General features: G+C 42.5%; 17 protein-coding genes and 1 tRNA gene. 9 read left to right on the top strand and 9 right to left on the bottom strand.

Translation table 11 applies throughout. The features are described from left to right. Nucleotides 1-47 precede the first annotated feature (47 nt). Nucleotides 48-2075: a hypothetical protein gene (locus AB6E54_RS16550; protein WP_372106252.1), complete on the top strand. Its 2028-nt coding sequence runs from the start codon at nucleotides 48-50 to the stop codon at nucleotides 2073-2075. A 200-nt stretch (nucleotides 2076-2275) separates the two neighbouring features. Here the strand turns inward: AB6E54_RS16550 and AB6E54_RS16545 are convergent. Together AB6E54_RS16545 and AB6E54_RS16540 are read right to left on the bottom strand one after the other, a co-directional pair. Further along, nucleotides 2276-2352: transfer RNA gene (locus tag AB6E54_RS16545), tRNA-Val, on the bottom strand. A 264-nt stretch (nucleotides 2353-2616) separates the two neighbouring features. Further along, nucleotides 2617-3285 (bottom strand): DUF2726 domain-containing protein, encoded by a 669-nt coding sequence (locus AB6E54_RS16540; protein WP_372106251.1) that lies wholly within the window; start codon nucleotides 3283-3285, stop codon nucleotides 2617-2619. A gap of 273 nt (nucleotides 3286-3558) precedes the next feature. Here AB6E54_RS16540 and AB6E54_RS16535 point away from each other — a divergent pair, with 273 nt between their 5' ends. Then, nucleotides 3559-3744: a hypothetical protein gene (locus tag AB6E54_RS16535; protein ID WP_017059179.1), complete on the top strand. Its 186-nt coding sequence runs from the start codon at nucleotides 3559-3561 to the stop codon at nucleotides 3742-3744. Nucleotides 3745-3897: 153 nt separating this feature from the next. On the opposite strand, the gene AB6E54_RS16530 is transcribed toward AB6E54_RS16535, so the two are convergent. Beyond that, entirely contained in the window at nucleotides 3898-5862 is a 1965-nt protein-coding gene (locus tag AB6E54_RS16530) for a diguanylate cyclase domain-containing protein (protein WP_372106250.1), read from the bottom strand. Nucleotides 5863-6123: 261 nt separating this feature from the next. Here AB6E54_RS16530 and AB6E54_RS16525 point away from each other — a divergent pair, with 261 nt between their 5' ends. Beyond that, the gene (locus tag AB6E54_RS16525) at nucleotides 6124-7230 is read left to right on the top strand and encodes a M20/M25/M40 family metallo-hydrolase (protein WP_017059177.1); all 1107 of its coding nucleotides are present in this window, start codon (nucleotides 6124-6126) and stop codon (nucleotides 7228-7230) included. 108 nt (nucleotides 7231-7338) lie between these two features. Here the strand turns inward: AB6E54_RS16525 and AB6E54_RS16520 are convergent, their stop codons facing one another. Both AB6E54_RS16520 and AB6E54_RS16515 read right to left on the bottom strand, forming a co-directional pair. Further along, the gene (locus AB6E54_RS16520) at nucleotides 7339-7761 is read right to left on the bottom strand and encodes a DUF3859 domain-containing protein (protein WP_372106249.1); all 423 of its coding nucleotides are present in this window, start codon (nucleotides 7759-7761) and stop codon (nucleotides 7339-7341) included. A 78-nt stretch (nucleotides 7762-7839) separates the two neighbouring features. Further along, the gene (locus AB6E54_RS16515) at nucleotides 7840-8208 is read right to left on the bottom strand and encodes an ATP-binding protein (protein ID WP_017070899.1); all 369 of its coding nucleotides are present in this window, start codon (nucleotides 8206-8208) and stop codon (nucleotides 7840-7842) included. Between the two features lie 275 nt (nucleotides 8209-8483). On the opposite strand from AB6E54_RS16515, the gene metA reads away from it, so the two are divergent. Both metA and pilW read left to right on the top strand, forming a co-directional pair. Then, complete coding sequence (gene metA, locus AB6E54_RS16510; protein WP_017059174.1) at nucleotides 8484-9425, top strand: homoserine O-succinyltransferase; 942 nt, start codon at nucleotides 8484-8486, stop codon at nucleotides 9423-9425. 168 nt (nucleotides 9426-9593) lie between these two features. Beyond that, the gene (pilW, locus tag AB6E54_RS16505) at nucleotides 9594-10361 is read left to right on the top strand and encodes a type IV pilus biogenesis/stability protein PilW (protein ID WP_017065536.1); all 768 of its coding nucleotides are present in this window, start codon (nucleotides 9594-9596) and stop codon (nucleotides 10359-10361) included. A 90-nt stretch (nucleotides 10362-10451) separates the two neighbouring features. On the opposite strand, the gene rlmF is transcribed toward pilW, so the two are convergent. Both rlmF and AB6E54_RS16495 read right to left on the bottom strand, forming a co-directional pair. Beyond that, nucleotides 10452-11774 (bottom strand): 23S rRNA (adenine(1618)-N(6))-methyltransferase RlmF, encoded by a 1323-nt coding sequence (gene rlmF / locus AB6E54_RS16500; protein WP_017068287.1) that lies wholly within the window; start codon nucleotides 11772-11774, stop codon nucleotides 10452-10454. 4 nt (nucleotides 11775-11778) lie between these two features. Then, nucleotides 11779-12276, bottom strand: coding sequence for a YgjP-like metallopeptidase domain-containing protein (locus AB6E54_RS16495; RefSeq protein ID WP_102569356.1), 498 nt, complete (start codon nucleotides 12274-12276; stop codon nucleotides 11779-11781). Nucleotides 12277-12413: 137 nt separating this feature from the next. Between AB6E54_RS16495 and AB6E54_RS16490 the strand changes: the two genes are divergently transcribed. After that, nucleotides 12414-12650, top strand: coding sequence for a glutaredoxin family protein (locus AB6E54_RS16490; protein ID WP_016786183.1), 237 nt, complete (start codon nucleotides 12414-12416; stop codon nucleotides 12648-12650). Nucleotides 12651-12738: 88 nt separating this feature from the next. Here the strand turns inward: AB6E54_RS16490 and AB6E54_RS16485 are convergent, their stop codons facing one another. Then, nucleotides 12739-13611 (bottom strand): LysR family transcriptional regulator, encoded by an 873-nt coding sequence (locus tag AB6E54_RS16485; RefSeq protein WP_017065533.1) that lies wholly within the window; start codon nucleotides 13609-13611, stop codon nucleotides 12739-12741. Between the two features lie 110 nt (nucleotides 13612-13721). Between AB6E54_RS16485 and AB6E54_RS16480 the strand changes: the two genes are divergently transcribed. After that, nucleotides 13722-14921, top strand: a complete 1200-nt coding sequence (locus AB6E54_RS16480) for an MFS transporter (protein ID WP_372106248.1) — start codon at nucleotides 13722-13724, stop codon at nucleotides 14919-14921. Between the two features lie 85 nt (nucleotides 14922-15006). After that, nucleotides 15007-15573, top strand: coding sequence for a DUF1415 domain-containing protein (locus AB6E54_RS16475; RefSeq protein WP_372106247.1), 567 nt, complete (start codon nucleotides 15007-15009; stop codon nucleotides 15571-15573). Nucleotides 15574-15601: 28 nt separating this feature from the next. Here AB6E54_RS16475 and AB6E54_RS16470 read toward each other — a convergent pair whose 3' ends face one another. Next, the gene (locus tag AB6E54_RS16470) at nucleotides 15602-16672 is read right to left on the bottom strand and encodes a diguanylate cyclase domain-containing protein (protein ID WP_372106246.1); all 1071 of its coding nucleotides are present in this window, start codon (nucleotides 16670-16672) and stop codon (nucleotides 15602-15604) included. 213 nt (nucleotides 16673-16885) lie between these two features. Between AB6E54_RS16470 and AB6E54_RS16465 the strand changes: the two genes are divergently transcribed. After that, the gene (locus AB6E54_RS16465) at nucleotides 16886-17461 is read left to right on the top strand and encodes a nucleoside triphosphate pyrophosphohydrolase family protein (RefSeq protein ID WP_017059167.1); all 576 of its coding nucleotides are present in this window, start codon (nucleotides 16886-16888) and stop codon (nucleotides 17459-17461) included. The last annotated feature ends 132 nt before the right edge of the window (nucleotides 17462-17593 follow it).

Genomic DNA, 17593 nt, shown 5'->3' with positions numbered 1-17593 from the left:
TAGGTCAAACAATAAATAGATATCTTAGATATTGGAAAAGTAGAGCTATGGCTAGTAATAGAAAGATAACCAACAATCTGTTCCGAGGTTTTTCACTGTTCTTTTTGGTTTCAGTGATAGCTGTTTTATTTACTCTTTATATTAGTAGCTCCTATTCGACGGCAACAATAGAGGAGAAATTATCCAGTATAACTGGACTGTGGAACCTCCTACTTGGGCTTCCAATTACAGCGGCAGGAGCAATCATTGCCATTATGCTGGCGCAAAAGTCTATCGACATCAGTAAAACACAAGAGCACTTAGAAGAACAAAGTCTTCAACTCAACTCGAAGCTAGCAGAATACGAATTTAAACAAAGCCTGACCTTGAAATGGGAAGAGTCCGTACACCATTACGTAGAGTTGAACGAAGGGATTCAAGCGTTAACCGATAGCTTGAGTAAGCTAAAATATTGGCACCAGAAACCTAAGAGTCACTTATCCATATATGGAGCCGAGCTATCTTCTTCTACAACAAAAAATATTCAATTAGCATTCGATAATTATCAGACCGACGAAACTTCGGCAGAGAAATTACAAACAAAGATAATAGTTGGCTTTAATTGCTTTGACTGCCCTTCTCTCTCAATATCCAACAACAAGCTAGTGTTCGACGAAGATAAAAACAAAGAGCTTGCATTTGAGCACAACAAGTCCTTCTATGAGGAAGTCGAAGAGCAAGTGATAACATCGCTGCATAAGGTAGAACTCGCACTCATAGCTATTAATAAATGTGGTTTTACTGCAGAGCTATGGAAAGAAAAATACCGTCAGCACTTGGCTAACAATAGTTTTATGCTCAACAATGCCCTCAAACATTATGACGCCTTGAATTGCCAGTTATCGAATTCTTCTGATCGTCTAAAGTTTAATAGCGAAGTTTATCAAACCCCATTAAAAGCACTCGAAAAGGTTAGAGAATACAAACGAAACCTACAAACGCCTTCTTACTCAATGAAGATTTTTCTCTTAACTTCAAACATTCATCCAGAAGCCAACTACCATAATAATTACTTATCTCTACTAGATTTTATCCCCATCAAGAAGAAAAATCGTACATCATCTCACTTTTGCGGGTTGCCTGTTTCTGAAGATATCTGTACATCTTCAACACCTAGTCTATTTTGGGACGAGTTAGAAACAAACACTATAGTTCGAGTTGAACATTGGCACTCTACGGGGCTTTTGTTTTTCAAAGATATAGTACGAATGATGCCAAACGAAGATGATGTATTAAATTGGTCAAAACAACAATTTACGCTATCACCCCGCTCTCAGTCTTGGATTAAGCAGGACTTATCTTTTGATATAAAAAACATTTTTCTTACCAATCAGGTTTTCGTACCCGTTCTACAAGATGAGCTTCTAGACGATATAGATTTAGGAAATGAGGAACATCAAATTGAACTCAACACCTCAGCTGAGGGGCTATTTTCACAATTTATCGCTTCTGCTGAATACGGTCACTTCCTAACCGATTCATTTTCTTCATATAGTTGCAAAAATATATCGTATAAAACTCATCAATATCGTAATCAATTAATGAAAAAGAGTTATGTCAAAAACTGGGAAGTTCGTCAGCCTAAGTCTACTGAAGACGAAATGATAATTGCTGGGTTTAAATCTCGTATTGATTTGATGTCAGAAGAAAAGAGCCAAGACAGTCCAAGCTGCTCTCCCAGTGAATTAAGGCACCGTCTTCGTAGCAATAGAAGAGTTGAAAAAGCCAGTCATAGTAACCACTTTGACGAATACGTGTTCGGATCTATCGTCTTATTTCCTAAGTTTAACGGCTACTGCGATATACTGGAGTTAGTTGGTAATCAAGAAAGATTGAACGACATATCTCTGGAACGAATACTGTTGTTTAAAGGCAAAACAGAAAATGACAACGGGCACCTTGTTATTGATATATCTAGCACCAATAAAACAATATTCGATGATGTGGATGTCGACGGTGTCGTTAAATGCTTAGAAAATGAAAATGCTGTATCACTCCCCATCCAAAGTTATGAATCATTGATAGTCACCGTATAAATGTTCTCGAGTAACTACTCTCGGGTTTGAAAATTAAGTTAATCGTTCTCGAACACAATAAATTAACGGCTGCTTCTAGAATGGTGGACTTTACAACGAGCTATGGAATCTCTTGGGACCAAGAAATGGTTAAGAGCCTGATAATGCAAGGAATTACAGGCACAAAAAAGCCCACACTAGGTGGGCTCTTTCGTATAATGTGGTGCCCGCTACTGGACTCGAACCAGTGACACCTTGCATGTCATGCAAGTACTCTAACCAACTGAGCTAAGCGGGCAATGCTTTGAAACTTAACTAACCGCTTTACTAAGTGGCTAACGCTTCAGAACGAGATCGATAATAACGAGTGAATGGGTAGCGTGCAAGGATAAATTTGCACAAAACGGTTCGTTTGCTTTTAAAAACAACAATCAGAATAAATTTTAAACACAAAGCAGATCAATGGCTTGAAGTAGATCACATTTCGCCTCTAGTTCAATAGCTATATACCTCTGCCTGTTTCGTGTCTTACCCCTCTAATAAAGCATTTTAACTCAAGATATTAGTTAGAATCTTCATCCACATCGAATACAACGTTGTAGTTTTCGGTATAGGTGCAGTTTGGCTGGCGGCTACAAGTGAAGAAGCGTCGGCCTTTGTAATCGCCTTGGCTTGCCAGTTTGATGATCATTGGGCTACCACACTTCTTACAAAATCGCACTTCTTTTGATGGCTCGATTAAATCGATGTGTGCTGCCAGTAACCTCTTCAAACGGCTCACTTGGTAGCTGTGTTTAATAGATGCACCAATCAGAGGTAAACCTGCCGATTTACACACGTGAATTAGTAGCTTTTCGCGATCGACTTTCCCTTTATTGAGCTCTTTGCCGTTATCAAGTTCGATAATAACGCGGGGCTCTAGCGTTCGCGGGTCGCAAACAACAAAGTCGAAGTAACTACGTGAGATCTTGTTGTTGGCGATAAACCAATTCTTCTTATTGTTCGTCTTAGCAGGAACAAGTACGTTCGACATGCTGACTTTAGCAAACACTTCCCCATGGTTGCCCACAGCTGATTTTAGCGCATTATAGAATGTCGCCTGTTGCGCCGACATCAACGCGCCTTTCTTCTGATAAGCGTGGTCTTTGGTGTCATCGTGTTTCACCACATACTTTTGAATAAAGTAAAAGAACACAACCAGAACAAATACAACGATAAAGATATTAGTCATTTTCCAACACAATCAAGTCTGTATAGGGATTAAGAGAGTAGCTAGCGTATGTAGAAAAGCATCACCTGGCAAGCAAAAGAGCGAGAGTTGCCAACCAGAATCACGACCTTTGAGCGCAGTGCCCAACGAGAGGTCGCTCCTTCGCTAGACACACCTCTCTTATTTTGATAATTAAATCATCAATTACACTCTAGATTGATTTAGATCAATTTACCTAGATTTGTGATCAACTAGTCTGAAAAACGTTAGGCAAATGTTAATAAGGAAATTGATATGGAACTTAAACAAGACCCAAGATGTTATACCGACGTATGTGTAGATGGTAAATGGTTCCACTATGACCACTGCGGAACCCAAGCCTACATGTTAAAGGGAGGAGCTTCGGCTGTGATTGAACTCGCTAGCGAACCAGCGACAGAAGGCGAATTGGTTGAAATGCTTCAAGGTGTCGCTAAGTAACTCATTTAGAAAATGTTGATATAGATAAACTCGACATATCGCTAAGTAAACCCCACTTCTCACTCAAATTTTGATATTAGCGATCTCAGAGTGTTCCAGAAGCCATTCTTATCTCACGAAGATCAGAATGGCTTTTTGTTTCCAGATTAGCGATTAACTTTCAGCAATGATGACTTGATTCCTACCCGACTCTTTCGCTTGATATAGTGCATCATCCGCGGCTTTGAGGTACTTCTTGTAAGTATCTTGATTGAGTTGCTCATGAACAATACCAATCGACGCTCCTATCGATGTGGTGAGGTCTAAAGAGCCGGAGTGCGTATCAATGGGTGTTTCAGAAATAGCTAAACGGATAACGTTCAACTGTTGCTCAGGATCAATGGAACCAGCCAGCAACAAAACAAACTCTTCCCCACCCCATCTTGCCACTACATCGTTTGTTGATAAGATTTTCTCTAAACGCTTAGCGACTTCCACCAGCACTTGGTCACCAATATCATGCCCATAAGTGTCATTAACTTGTTTGAAGCGGTCTAAATCTAGAATAGCGAGCGTATACCCAAACGACGACAAATGATGTGGCATCGGCTGAGTTAACCGTTGCTCTAAGTAACGCCTATTGTATAAGCCTGTCAGTTCGCATCTTGTTGATTGCTTAAGTAGTTCTTTGTTGGTCTTCTGGATCGAGCGTAACCTTATCAATAGTAACGTGGCGCTTATCATCACCATGATACCCAAAGCGACGACGATTCGATTCCGTAATTGCTGCTTATCTAATGTCAGCTCACCCAACTCTTTTTCTGCGTTAAGCAGTTCGTTTTCTTGAGCTAATGATGCCGTAGCGAAATCTTGCTCGAGTAAAAAGATATCACTCTGGCGCTTATCAAATAGCAGCGCTTTATTACCCTTGTAATAGAGCTTGAAGTAGCGAAGTGCGTTCTCGCTGTCGCCTCTTGAATCATAGTATTCAGCAAGTGTTCTTAAGCCGAGGACCTTCCAGCTGCGAGTCCCCACAACATCGAACATTGCAGACGATCGCTTTAGATCAGCAAAAACAAAATTATCTCGGTTCAAACCAATGTTCGCTAAGGCTCTATTTAGGTAACACTGCCCCAATTGAAGTGTGTATTTGTCCACGCCTGGGTATCTAAGACACAAGTTTGCGACTTGTCGTGCTGACTCAAAGTTCTTTTCCGCCAACAACACATCACTCTCTGCTTTTAATAGGATGATTTTGTATCGTTCACTCACGTTATCGCCATTTAGCTTAGCCGCACTTTGATATGCTTCTCGGCCTTTGACTAAATCACCACTGCGCAGATAAGCAAAAGACTCATTCACATGCAGCACGCCGATGGTAGACGCTTCGAGTAGTCCACTCTTGTAATAGAGCTTTTTGGCTCTTTTAATCAGCTTGAGCGCTTTAGGCCAGTCTTCCAAATAGATATAAAGCAGTGCCATATTTGACACTAACTTGCTGTTGTAGATGTGATGAGGGTACTTCTTACCAAGGTCTAAACCTTTATGGAAAAAGTATTGAGCTTCAGGAAAGTCATTGCGGATGTTATTGATGACACCAGCCGTGTTATAGGCCTTAATCAACAACTCTTCATAGTGAAGCGATTCTGCGATATCTATCGCTGCTCTGATTTGGATTTCAGATTCCGCTAGCTCACCCTTACTGATGTATTCAATCGCCAATTCAACGAGAGATTGGGCCTTTAGCCAACCCATATGTTCGTGTTGTGCGAGTGCTTTAATCTGCCTGACGTATTCGGAAACCGCTTCGGTATCCAACTTATGTTGCGCGAGGTTGGACAAAATCATCAATTCGTAAGCACGATAGATGGCTTTATCTTGGTCTGGGAACTTGGCTTGGAGAGCCTCAAGTTGTTGGGAAGCTAAATTAGGGTCACCGCGAGATACATCGAGAATATCGATCAACGCAGATCCATATTGAGAGAGTGATAACTCTTTCTCTGGACTATAAACACTCGGGTTTTCAGGGCGAATATGCTTTAAATCGTCGTCATAAGTTGGATAGAGCAAATACAGCCCCAGCACAATACTCATCAGCACCACGAAAAGGAATGAACCTAACACATTGTTTCTATTCATTTATCAGGGCCATTATTGATTGAATTCCAATTTTATTGACGTTTTTTTAAGAGCGGTCAAACATTATACCCGACAGATATACAGATTAAAATCCTGCGCACTGGTGGATCTGAATTGGGTTTTTCTCATTAATTAGAATAATCAGGCAACTTTCTTGATTTAACTCAGACAATCATCTACCTCATTGGCGTTATAGTGATTTTCCTGTTCCTACCTCCGCGGCTTCTTTTTGAACAAGCGGAAGCATAATGAGAATTAACAATGACCCAAATTAATGAACAACGTCTTGTAGAACATTTCTGCGATCTAGTGAAAATTGATAGTGAATCTCGTAACGAAAAAGCGATTGCTGAAGCTTTGGCTGAGCAACTCGGTGAACTAGGTTTTGAAGTTCACAAACTGGCGGTTCCTGAAGAAGTGTCTAATGGTTTCAACATCTACGCTCGTCTAGATGGCACTCTTCCAGGTAGCACAGTGTTCAGCTGCCACATGGACACAGTAACGCCAGGCATCGGCATTGAGCCAATCATCGAAGACGGTATCATCCGTTCAAAAGGCAACACAATTCTAGGTGGTGACGACAAGTCTGGTATCGCAGCTATCATGGAAGCGGTTCGTTGCATTAAAGCTGAAGGACAAGAGCACAAAACTATCGAGATTGCATTTACTGTATTCGAAGAAGGCGGTCTGTTCGGCTCTTTGAACTTCGATATGTCTTACATTCAATCTGAGCACGCAATCGTACTTGATACAGGCGGTCCAATTGGCACTATCGTAAACGCAGCGCCTGGCCAGCAGAAGATTGTTGCTAAAATCAAAGGTCGCCCTGCTCACGCTGGTTTAGCACCAGAAGAAGGCATCAGCGCAATTCAGGTTGCTGCAGACGCAATCACTAAGATGAACCTACTTCGTATCGATGAAGAAACGACAGCAAACGTTGGTATTGTTGAAGGTGGTCAAGCAACTAACATCGTAATGCCAGAGCTTAAAGTCGTGGCTGAAGCACGTTCTCTAAACGGCGAAAAGCTAACGGCTCAAGTTGAGCACATGATCTCTACATTCCAAGAAAGTGCTAAGCAGTTCGGCGCTGAAGTAGAAATCGAATCAACTCGTGCTTACGATGCATTCGTTATTGCAGACGATCATCCGCACATTCTTTCTATCAAATCGGCGTTTGAGAAGCTTGGCGTCACAGCGAACACTAAACGCACTGGCGGCGGTAGCGATGCAAACAACTTCAACGCAAAAGGCCTGACAACAGTTAACCTTTCTACTGGTATGGCGAAAGTTCACACCACTGAAGAGTACATTGCAGTGAAAGACATGGTCGCAATCACTGAGTTTGTTGTGGCTTACGTAACGCAATAATCGAATCCATTAGTTGGGTAGTCACTTCTATCTAGCACAATGAAAAAAGCCGAGACATCATCACGATGCTCGGCTTTTTGTTGTTTAGGTGAACATAGAAGGTCGAACCTAAAACCCTCTACGCTTCCAGAATTGGCCTTCGTCTTTTGCTACTAGGTCGAATGTCTTGTCGGCGATGATGTTGCCTTTTAGCTCAACCGTCATGCGCCACTTTCCTAGCTTGTTCGAGACAGGAGCCCAGATAGTGTGACCTAAGTAGAAATCCCAGTCATTGTTACCGACATACTCCTCACCACCAAACGGTTCGAGCACTTCACCTTTGTCTGTGGTGATGTTTGGGTGATAAATGCAGTAACGGATCTTCTCACCTTTGGCTTTTTTGATATTCAGGATATAGCCAAACTCTACGTCGATTTCAGCATCAACGGTGGTGGTGAACTCTTGAATTTTTGGAAGATCTTTAGATTTTGAATCCCATGTGGAATAGATACCATAAGAAGTCATGTCGACCACAACAGAGCGCTTTGCCATTTCAATCGTTACCTTGAAGTTGTTCTATTAATTTAATTCTATTTGCCATTCAGCCACGCAAGCAGAAGAAGAACGAGGCTATTCTTGCCAGTCTTTCGCCATACGCTTAATTACTGAAGGTTCAATGTCGTGAATAGTGCCATATTGCTCTCGGCAGACTTCGATAATTAATTCTGCTTTATATTTGCGTGCAAGTTGGCGGTAGGCTCTCATTTCCCAATGCTTAATAAAGGTATTTGAAACAACCACATCAAGCCCTTGCTTTAAGCCGTTTTCAGCTGTGTTTTGACACCACTCATGAGCTTGTTGCAGCTGCCTAGGATCAAAATGGTACTCACCTTGCTCATTCACATAATACATATCGGCTTCGACATGCAATACATCGTAGGTTTTTGCTTTTGTTGATTTGCCAGAGCCGGGCAACCCTCGAATGAGTATTAACTTCATCTGTCACTTTACAGGCTAATTTGAAAACATGAGTTTATCGTAAATAGTAACGAGTTGCTCTGATAACTGCCTCTGCTCAGCATACGAAAACCAAGTACTTACACACGACTCAGACAATCACTGAATACAATGAGACTCCCCTCGAAGCGCGTGGATTGCTTCTGATAGAAAACACAAATAATTTACATCTATCCATTTTGCATATCGACAAGCGTATCAAACTACTATAGATTTAGATGTATAGACGTCTACATATCTAGCTTAGGGAGAAAGCTGTGCCTATTCGCATTCCAGACCAATTGCCAGCATCCGATGTTCTTCGTGAAGAAAACATCTTCGTTATGCCGTTATCAAGAGCATCGACACAGGAAATTCGTCCACTTCGAGTCTTGATCCTCAACCTAATGCCGAAGAAGATTGAAACTGAAACTCAATTTTTACGCCTACTATCGAACAGCCCATTGCAAGTGGATGTAGAGCTGCTGCGCATTGATGACCGACCAAGTAAAAACACACCGACTGAACACCTTGATAACTTTTATCGCCAATTTGAAATGGTCAAAGGCAGAAACTTTGATGGATTGATCATCACTGGTGCGCCGCTTGGCTTGGTTCAATTTGAAGATGTGATCTACTGGGACCATCTGAAAACCATCATGGAATGGGCAAACAAGCACGTTACTTCAACTCTATACGTGTGTTGGGCAGCTCAGGCTGGTTTGAAATTACTCTATGATTTGCCAAAACGCACTCGAAAAGAGAAGCTGTCTGGTGTTTACAACCACGAGATACATAACCCATACCACCCTATTTTACGTGGCTTCGACGATACATTCTTGGCTCCGCACTCTCGCTATGCGGACTTCTCTCAAGAGTACTTAGCGGAACATACTGACCTTGATGTTCTTGCGACTTCTGATGTTGCGGGCGTATACCTAGCGGCGACCAAAGATAAACGAAACGTGTTTGTAACGGGTCACCCTGAGTACGACTCTCACACACTTCACAATGAGTACATTCGTGATTTGGGTGAAGGCATGGAGCCTGTGATACCAATCAACTACTACCCGAATAACAATCCAGACAACAAACCGGTTGCAAGCTGGCGCAGCCACGGACACTTGTTGTTCTCAAACTGGCTAAACTACTGCGTTTACCAACAAACGCCTTACGATCTGGATCATTTCAGCGAAGACAACTTTACCAAAGACGATTAAGTTCTTTCTTCCGATTCACAAACACATAAACCGTGTTCAGTATGTTGTTGATAAAACGACGAATTGGACGCGGTTTTTTTATGGTGTGTGGGTCGCATTCCATGATAGATTTACGACTTCAATGGGTTTGATTTCATATGATGGGTTGGTGTTCATAAGGAGCTTCACATGCCTGCCAAGCCATCATTTTCAAATCCGATTTCGTTGTCCCGCCCTCTTTCGTTATCAAGTGTGGTACTACTTGCCTCGCTTTCCTTGGCCGGTTGTGTCTCTGTCACTGAAGGACCGCCAAAGATTGAAAGTGATCCTATCGCGATGTCTGAATCTCGAATCGAATTAGGTTTGGGCTATATGGGACAAGGCAATATGGTGAGAGCGCGTGAAAACCTTGAGCTCGCGATTAAACACGCACCTAGCTACTACCGTGCTCGGCTTTCAATGGCGCATTACTACGAACAAGTGGGTGAAGTAGATGAAGCGAGAAGCACTTACCGCAAAGCACTCAGTCTTGATTCAAGAAATGGCAATGTATTGAACAACTACGGTACCTTCTTGTGTAAACAGGGCGAATACGAACAAGCCGATAATTACTTCAATCGCGCCATCGACCAACCCTACTACTACTTGGTGTCTGCAAGTTATGAAAACGCCGCGTTTTGCGCATTTAAGGCTGGCAATACCGACCAAGCGAAGTACTACTTCAGCAGAGCGATTGACCACGATCCAAACCGCGTAAAATCGATACTACAGTTATCAAAAATTGAAGTGAGTGACGCCGATTACAATGACGCTCGAATCCGTTTATTCAAATTCCACCAGCGTTATGGCTATCAAATTCCATCGCTTAAAATCTTGGTCGATCTCGAAAACAAAGCAGGTAATAAAGCTCTAGAGCAGAAATATCAGAGTAAGTTAGATGAGTTGCTTTCTGCTTAGGTTATATGCAAAACACAAAAAAAACGGGCTTGTTGCGTTAACAACAAGCCCGTCCGTATTTCAGCTTAATATCTTAACTAAGTGCAGCCGCTATTTTAGCGCGATCCACTCTTGTCTTTGCTCATCGTCCATAAAGGTCCATGCGATAAAGCGACTTACCTTCTGGCCTTGTGACATCTCGACGACTTTCACTTGTTTAGCTCTAAGCTTGCCAAGCTCTGAACGAACCATATCGACGTTATCTTTCTTAGAAATCAATGTCGTAAACCACAAAACTTGAGTAGCAAAAAGTTGACTCTCTCTTGCCATCTTCATAATGAAAGCGGCTTCACCACCTGGGCACCAAAGCTCGGCTTTTTGACCACCAAAGTTTAAGGTTGGTTTAGCTTGCTTAGTTGATTTATCTAACTTAACTGGCTTCTTGTTCGTTTCAGGCTTGAATGACTGACCGGCTTTCTTAGCACGGTTCGCCGCTAGATTATCCAGTTTACGTTGTGACCCCTTTTCAGCCTCTTCAAGAGAGCTGTGGAATGGAGGATTACAAATAGTGACATCGTAACGTTCATTATCCTTAATCACGCCCTTAAAGATAGATTCAGAGTCAGCTTGTAGGCGAGCGCGGATCTTACCTTTTAGATTAGGGTTGCTTTCCGCTATGAAGTTCGCTGTTTTGATGGAGACTGAATCAACATCTGTCCCTGTACAACGCCACTTATACTCTGTCGCACCAATGATTGGGTAGATACAGTTTGCACCGACACCAATATCTAATGCTTTCACAGACGCGTGGTTATAGGGTTCACCTTGGCCATCGCTATTAAGGATGTCGGCCACTCTGTGAATGTAGTCTGCACGACCAGGAATTGGCGGGCACAAGTAACCAGCAGGAATATCCCAATGTTTAACGCCATAGTGATGCGCCAACAAAGCTTTGTTGAGTAGCTTAACGGCCAATGGATCAGAGAAATTAATGGTGTCTTCGCCAACCGGATTCTTGATCAGATGCTCTTTTAGCTCAGGCAAGGCTGCAACTAGTAACTCGAAGTTATAGCGGCCAGTGTGCTGGTTTCTTGGGTGTAATCCACCTTGAGGTTTTTCAGCCGAGCGTCTTTTCTGAGCTGCGTTCTTGTTAAAAGCCGTTTTATTGAAAGAACCCTTATTCGATGATCCTTTATTTGCACCCTGCTTCCCTTTACTGTCTTTTGCAAAAGGTCGCTTTGCTTTGTTATTGCCCGCGCCTTTAGGTGCGCTATTCTTGCGGCTTTTATCAGATGTGTTCTTTGTAGAAATACGCTTGTCGCTGCTTGGCTTAGCTGTACTTGGCTTAACATCAGCTTGGTTGTCTTTTGTTTTTGCTGATGAAGTGCTGTTTTTCGACAGGCTTAGCGTCGTTCTATTTTGTGATTGGCTCATTGGGCTACTTCTTTAAATCTAAATACATCATGAATAAACGGGCATCCAACTCAAGTTGATGATATTCCGGTTCCATGTGACAGCATAGTTGGTAAAAGGCTTTGTCGTGCTCTTTCTCTTTGATATGCGCCAGTTCGTGTACCACCAGCATTCTTAGCAAAGGTTCTGGTGCATTTTTAAAAACACTGGCGATACGAATTTCATTCTTTGATTTGATCTTTCCACCGTGATTCTTAGCAACGTAAGAATGCAGACCTAACGCATTATTGATTAGGTGTATCTTGCCGTCGTAAATCACTTTGCTGATCGGTGGTGTTTTTTTCATGTAGCGATTTTTTATCTCAATCGCATAGTCAAACAGGGCTTTCTCGCTTTTTATTTCATGATTCTTTGGGTAGCGAGCTTCAAACCAAGGCACCAATTTACCCGACTCTACAAATTGAGTAACAGGATCAAGAATGTGCTTAGGATAGCCTTGAATATAGCGTAAAGAAGGATGCATGCTGAAAGACCGTACAAGTTACACCACGACAATACGTTGTGGTCTTGAAAATTGAGCCGCATAGTGTAACTGATCACACTTTTCTAATCACCTAGGATTCGTTACACTTTAGCGAGATTCACCAAGAGAATGAAAAAATGAAACGTGTTGTATTGTACGTCGCAGACAAATGCCCGCACTGTAAAGATGCCCAAAGGTATTTAGACTCTAAGAAAATTGTTTACCGCCTAACGAATGCAAAGATGCAGCGTGGTCGTAAAGAATTGCAAGCGATGGGTGCTCGTTCTATCCCCGTGCTTAAGATCGGCGATCAAGTGATGGTCGGTTGGAATCAGAAGAACTTCGATAAGATGTATAACTCAAAGAACACTTAACGTGATTTAAGAGACTTATATTTCTACAAACAAAGCCCGAATGTCCAACCTAGGATGTTCGGGCTTTGTTTATTTAAATCTTACTAAATCACACATACCGCTTAACGAAATCAATAAAGGTTCGGTCTGCTTTTGACAGATACCCTTCCTTTCTCCACGCCAAAGATAGGTTCAGTTTCACAGGGTCTTTAAATGGCACGCCTACGACATCTTCCTCGTATTCTGTCACCAAGCTAAGCAACGCGGTGATGGCAAACTCTCGCTTCACGATAGAAAGAATCATTGGCAATAAATTGGTTTCGAACGCAATGGTCATATCGAGATTGTACTTCTTACAAGTCGCATCGATAAAATCGCGGTGGAAGTAGCCCGATTTGAACATGATCAGCTCTTGAGCAAAAAATTCTTCAAAGGTGATGGATGGTTGCGTTGCCAGTGGGTGATCTTTGCCAACTACAGCTAACATTTCTGAGCTTAACAGATGATCCGTTTCCAAATCATCTGGAACGTTCTCATGATTAATTACGCCAATATCGAGTTCGCCGTTTAACAGCATTTCACGAATCGATGCGGTGCCAGCATCAATCAAGGTCAACTTTAGGTTTGGGTATTGGCTTTTAAATGCCATCACTACTTGGGGGAAAAAGTAACTGCCCATCATACTTGGAGCGCCTAATCGAACCTCGCCTTTTTCTAGCCCCTTTAGTTCATTCATCGCGAGCTGAGCATCATCAAACTGCTGGGCGATTCGCTTTGCATGCTCAAACAGTACTTTGCCCTCCTCCGTTAAAGTGACGGATTTATCGCCTCGACGAAATAGAATCAACTCTAGTGTCTGTTCTAGTTTTTTAATGGAGATACTCAATGCAGGCTGTGCGATATGCAGCGCTTTGGCCGCCTGGGTGAAGTTACCAAACTGAGCAACAGCCAGAAAATGTCGAAGTGGTTTTGATTCAAGCATGGCGATATATTTAATATATAGAGGTGATATTTTTAATATATTTCTTTAATCACACCTGTACTGATAACTTGTTCACAAATAGCTTACTAACTCGCGCAGGCACAACGTAAATGTTTGATAAAGGCAGTCCTCAATACAAACGCATCACTCAATCATTGGCGATTGGTTCATTTATCATTTTCTGTAACCTTTACCTCTTTCAGCCTATCTTGCCGCACATGGCGGAGCACTTCCAAGTATCTGAAACTCAGATCAACTGGTTATTTGCTGCTACAACACTCGGCCTTTCGATTAGCTTGGTACCTTGGGCAATTGCCTCTGAAACCTTTGGTCGTAAACCCATTATTCTGTTCAGTCTGTTCGCTATCCCATTAATAGGGTTAAGCATGGTGTTCACGACTACCTTGTTGCAACTCGTTATTGCCCGCGCATTTATGGGCATCGCTGTGGCGGCGTTTGCTGGTGTGGCGGTTGCCTATATGGTTGAGGAGTTAACACCCAAAGCCTTTGCTGTCGCGATTGGAGGTTATATTGCGGCCAACTCATTGGGTGGAATCTTCGGACGTGTATTAGGCGGCTTAATTACAGACTATTTCGATTGGCATGCAACTGTACTGTTTTTCGTTGTCGGTTCATTGCTTGGTGCACTCTTTATTGCCTATCGCCTACCTGACCAACAGAACTTCAAACCTCAAAAAGGGCTGTTCTTTCATCACAACCGCTCCGTTGTAATGCACTTAAGAAACCGTACCTTGTGGCTTGCCATGTTGATTGGTGGTGCTAACTTCGCGCTGTTTGTTAACCTGTACTCTGTAATGGGCTTTAGGCTAGTATCCGAACCTCACTCGGTACCCGTTGGTTTAGCTTCACTGATATTCCTATGTTACTTGGCCGGTACGGTAAGCTCTAAGCTCTCCAACAAATGGACACTTCGCTTTGACCCGTTAAGCGGAATATTGATGGGCGTGTGTATTAGCTTAATCGGAATGCTAATTTCTGCAGTCGACAAAGTTCCGTTCATGCTAGCAGGCTTGTTATTGATTAGTGGCGGCGCGTTCTTCGCCCATACCCTTGCCTACTCTTGGGTAAGTCAAAAAGCACCGAGCGCTAAGGCAACGGCAACCGCTCTTTACTTAGTACACTATTACATAGGCGGGAGCTTAGGTGGTTTCTTACTCTTGTATTGCTGGCAACTGTTCGGTTGGAATGGCGTGATTGCGGGCGGTTCAATCTTCTATGTTGCGATATTTGCTTGGGTCTACCAATTAAAACAACTTCAAGTATCGACCTCTAAACTCGCACAAGCATAAGTACGACTGAGGTTGTAACTCAATTATTGCTTTTGATTGACGTCCGTTCTGATATCCTACGCAAAATTTCATTTCGGAACCTGTTATGTCGAACACTCAAAGCACAGATCTTCAAACCATCCACGACCAAGTAAAACAATGGTTAGACGATGTCGTTATTGGCCTAAACCTGTGCCCATTCGCAGCCAAGCCACAACGTAATAAACAGATTAAGATCTTTGTGAGTGAAGCAAATACGGAAGAAGCGTTGTTGCAAGACATCATGACGCATTTCGTAGAGTTAGATAACACGCCAGTCGCTGAATTAGAGACGACTTTAGTGGTGGTTCCTAACATGCTGCAAGACTTCTTCGACTACAACATGTTCATTGATTGGGTTGAAGCGTTGATCAAGCAAGAAGATTGGGAAGGTGTTTACCAAGTGGCAACCTTCCACCCAGACTATTGTTTTGGTGGTGCGGATCCAGAAGAAGATGAAAACCTAACGAACCGTTCTCCGTACCCGGTTTACCATTTGATTCGTGAAGCGAGTATGGAAAAAGTGTTGAAGCACTACCCTAACCCTGAAGCGATTCCTGATACCAACATCGCGAGAGTCGAGTCTTTAACGCCAGAAGAACGCCGTCAACTGTTCCCTTACTTGTTTAGCTAATAGTTCAGTTAATCGCTAACATGATGGCTCATATTCCTGAGCGCTCTTGATGATATGGACGAGAAATGAACTGATCTCGTCCATTTTGTTTCGCAATGTACAGACACTCATCGGCAACTTTGATGAGCTTATCTAACGCCGACATCCTTTCCCCTTTGGTATCCCCTGTACTCAACTCAAAATGACACGCACCAATTGATATAGTGACAGGCTTTCGATCCAGTGTGATTTTCTTCATCTCTTGCAAAAGAGTCATGAACTTATCTTCAACATAATTTGGTGTTTTATTTGGATACCAAAGAATGAACTCTTCACCACCAAAACGCGCCACAAACTCACCCTCTTGAGTGTTATTGTTCAGCACGCTCGCCACTTTCTTTAATACAACATCGCCCATTTGGTGACCGTAAATGTCGTTAACCTGTTTAAAGAAGTCGATGTCGACAACCGCCAAGGTTCCCTTTCCTAAAGAGCCTTTTAACTGCTCGACTTCCGCATTCAACGTTTTAAACAAGCAACGTCTATTTGGCAAGTGTGTCAGAGGATCATACAGAGCTTGATACTCCAATTTCTCATTCAGTTCTTTTAGCTTTCTTTCTTGCTGCCTTCTAACCAGCTCCACTTCAATCCATGATGCCATTAGTCTCATCACGTCGACATCGAACTCTTTGAACTCGCGATGATAGGGTGCTGGGCTTGAAAAGTTTAAAGTGCCATAAAGCTCATCATTAACGAAAATCGGGATGCCAATATAAGACTCTAAACCAAAAGACTGGTAAGCGGGATGCGTCGCATACTTATCGTGTTTGCCACAATGCTCAATGCAGATAGGACCAATCGATTTACATGTAATTTCGCAATAGGTTGAACGATAATCGAAGGTGTCACCGCTATTGAGTTCAACCCCTTCTGGCGTAACACAGTGCTCGACTAAATAAGAATTACCCTCGACTTTAGATAAAATACCGATATCAAGGTTGAAGCGTTCAAGCCCCATGATAAGCAGCTGAGCGATCTGAATATCGAAGCCCTTCCGGTAATCATTGGTGATTTGATACAAGCGACGTATAACAATTTCGCTTTCACTGGCTTGGTTCATAACTGGGATCCCACTGCAGCCGAAGTTAATGGCAACATTAATATTTGGTATATTAAGAAGAGTAAAGTGTAAAAAAACATAATAATCAATTGGTTTGTATGCAAAATACCTCATTGGTCCAATGAATAAAAGTCGACTTCTTCGACTTTGCGTTAGCACCCTATTCCTAGCTTTGGTAAAATAATCCATTAACGAAACAGAATGGATAGGAAAATGAACCTTTCTCAACTAAGCCAAGAAATCTACGATCACCTTTACCGCGACATTGAAGAGTTCCGCAGTACTTTTGATCTGCCTGTTGCTGCTCCTGAAACAATGGACGAAAAAGGCGATACGCTACATACCTCTCTAGCGATCGAAGAACTAACAGAACTTGCAGAAGCTGACTCTAAAATCGAACAAGCGGACGCTATCGTAGACAGCGTTTATGTTTTGATGGGACGTCTGGTTCACCTTGGCCAAGCTAAGGTTGAAGACAACCTAGCAATCAGCTACCTGATCGACCTACTGTTGAATGTTTCTAAAAACCGCTCAATTGACTTCTTACCTTGCTGGGACGAAGTACACTCAAGCAACATGAGCAAAGTATGTCGCAACGAAACTGAATATGCTGAAACAGAAGCTTTCTATGCTGAGCAGAACATCAAGCTGATGGCGGTTCAAAAAGGCGAATACATCATCGCTAAGTGTGCGGAAGATTTCGTATCGGAAGGCAAGACAGTTCGCCAAGGTAAAGTACTAAAATCTGTACACTACCGTCCTGCGAACCTTGAGCCACTAACGGCTTAACTAAGTTTACGACTGAACTAAGGTTATGGCTGTAGCTCTTTAAAGCACCAGCGCACCAAAATAGCAAACGCCACGTTTAAATAACGTGGCGTTTTATTATCTGTCAGTTAATTCTAACTGTGTTAATCGTAG

This window comes from Vibrio sp. 10N.247.311.49, assembly GCF_041467655.1.
Taxonomy (GTDB): domain Bacteria; phylum Pseudomonadota; class Gammaproteobacteria; order Enterobacterales; family Vibrionaceae; genus Vibrio; species Vibrio crassostreae_C.
Note: the sequence above shows the minus strand (reverse complement) of the source record. Positions and strands in the feature narration are given on the sequence as shown.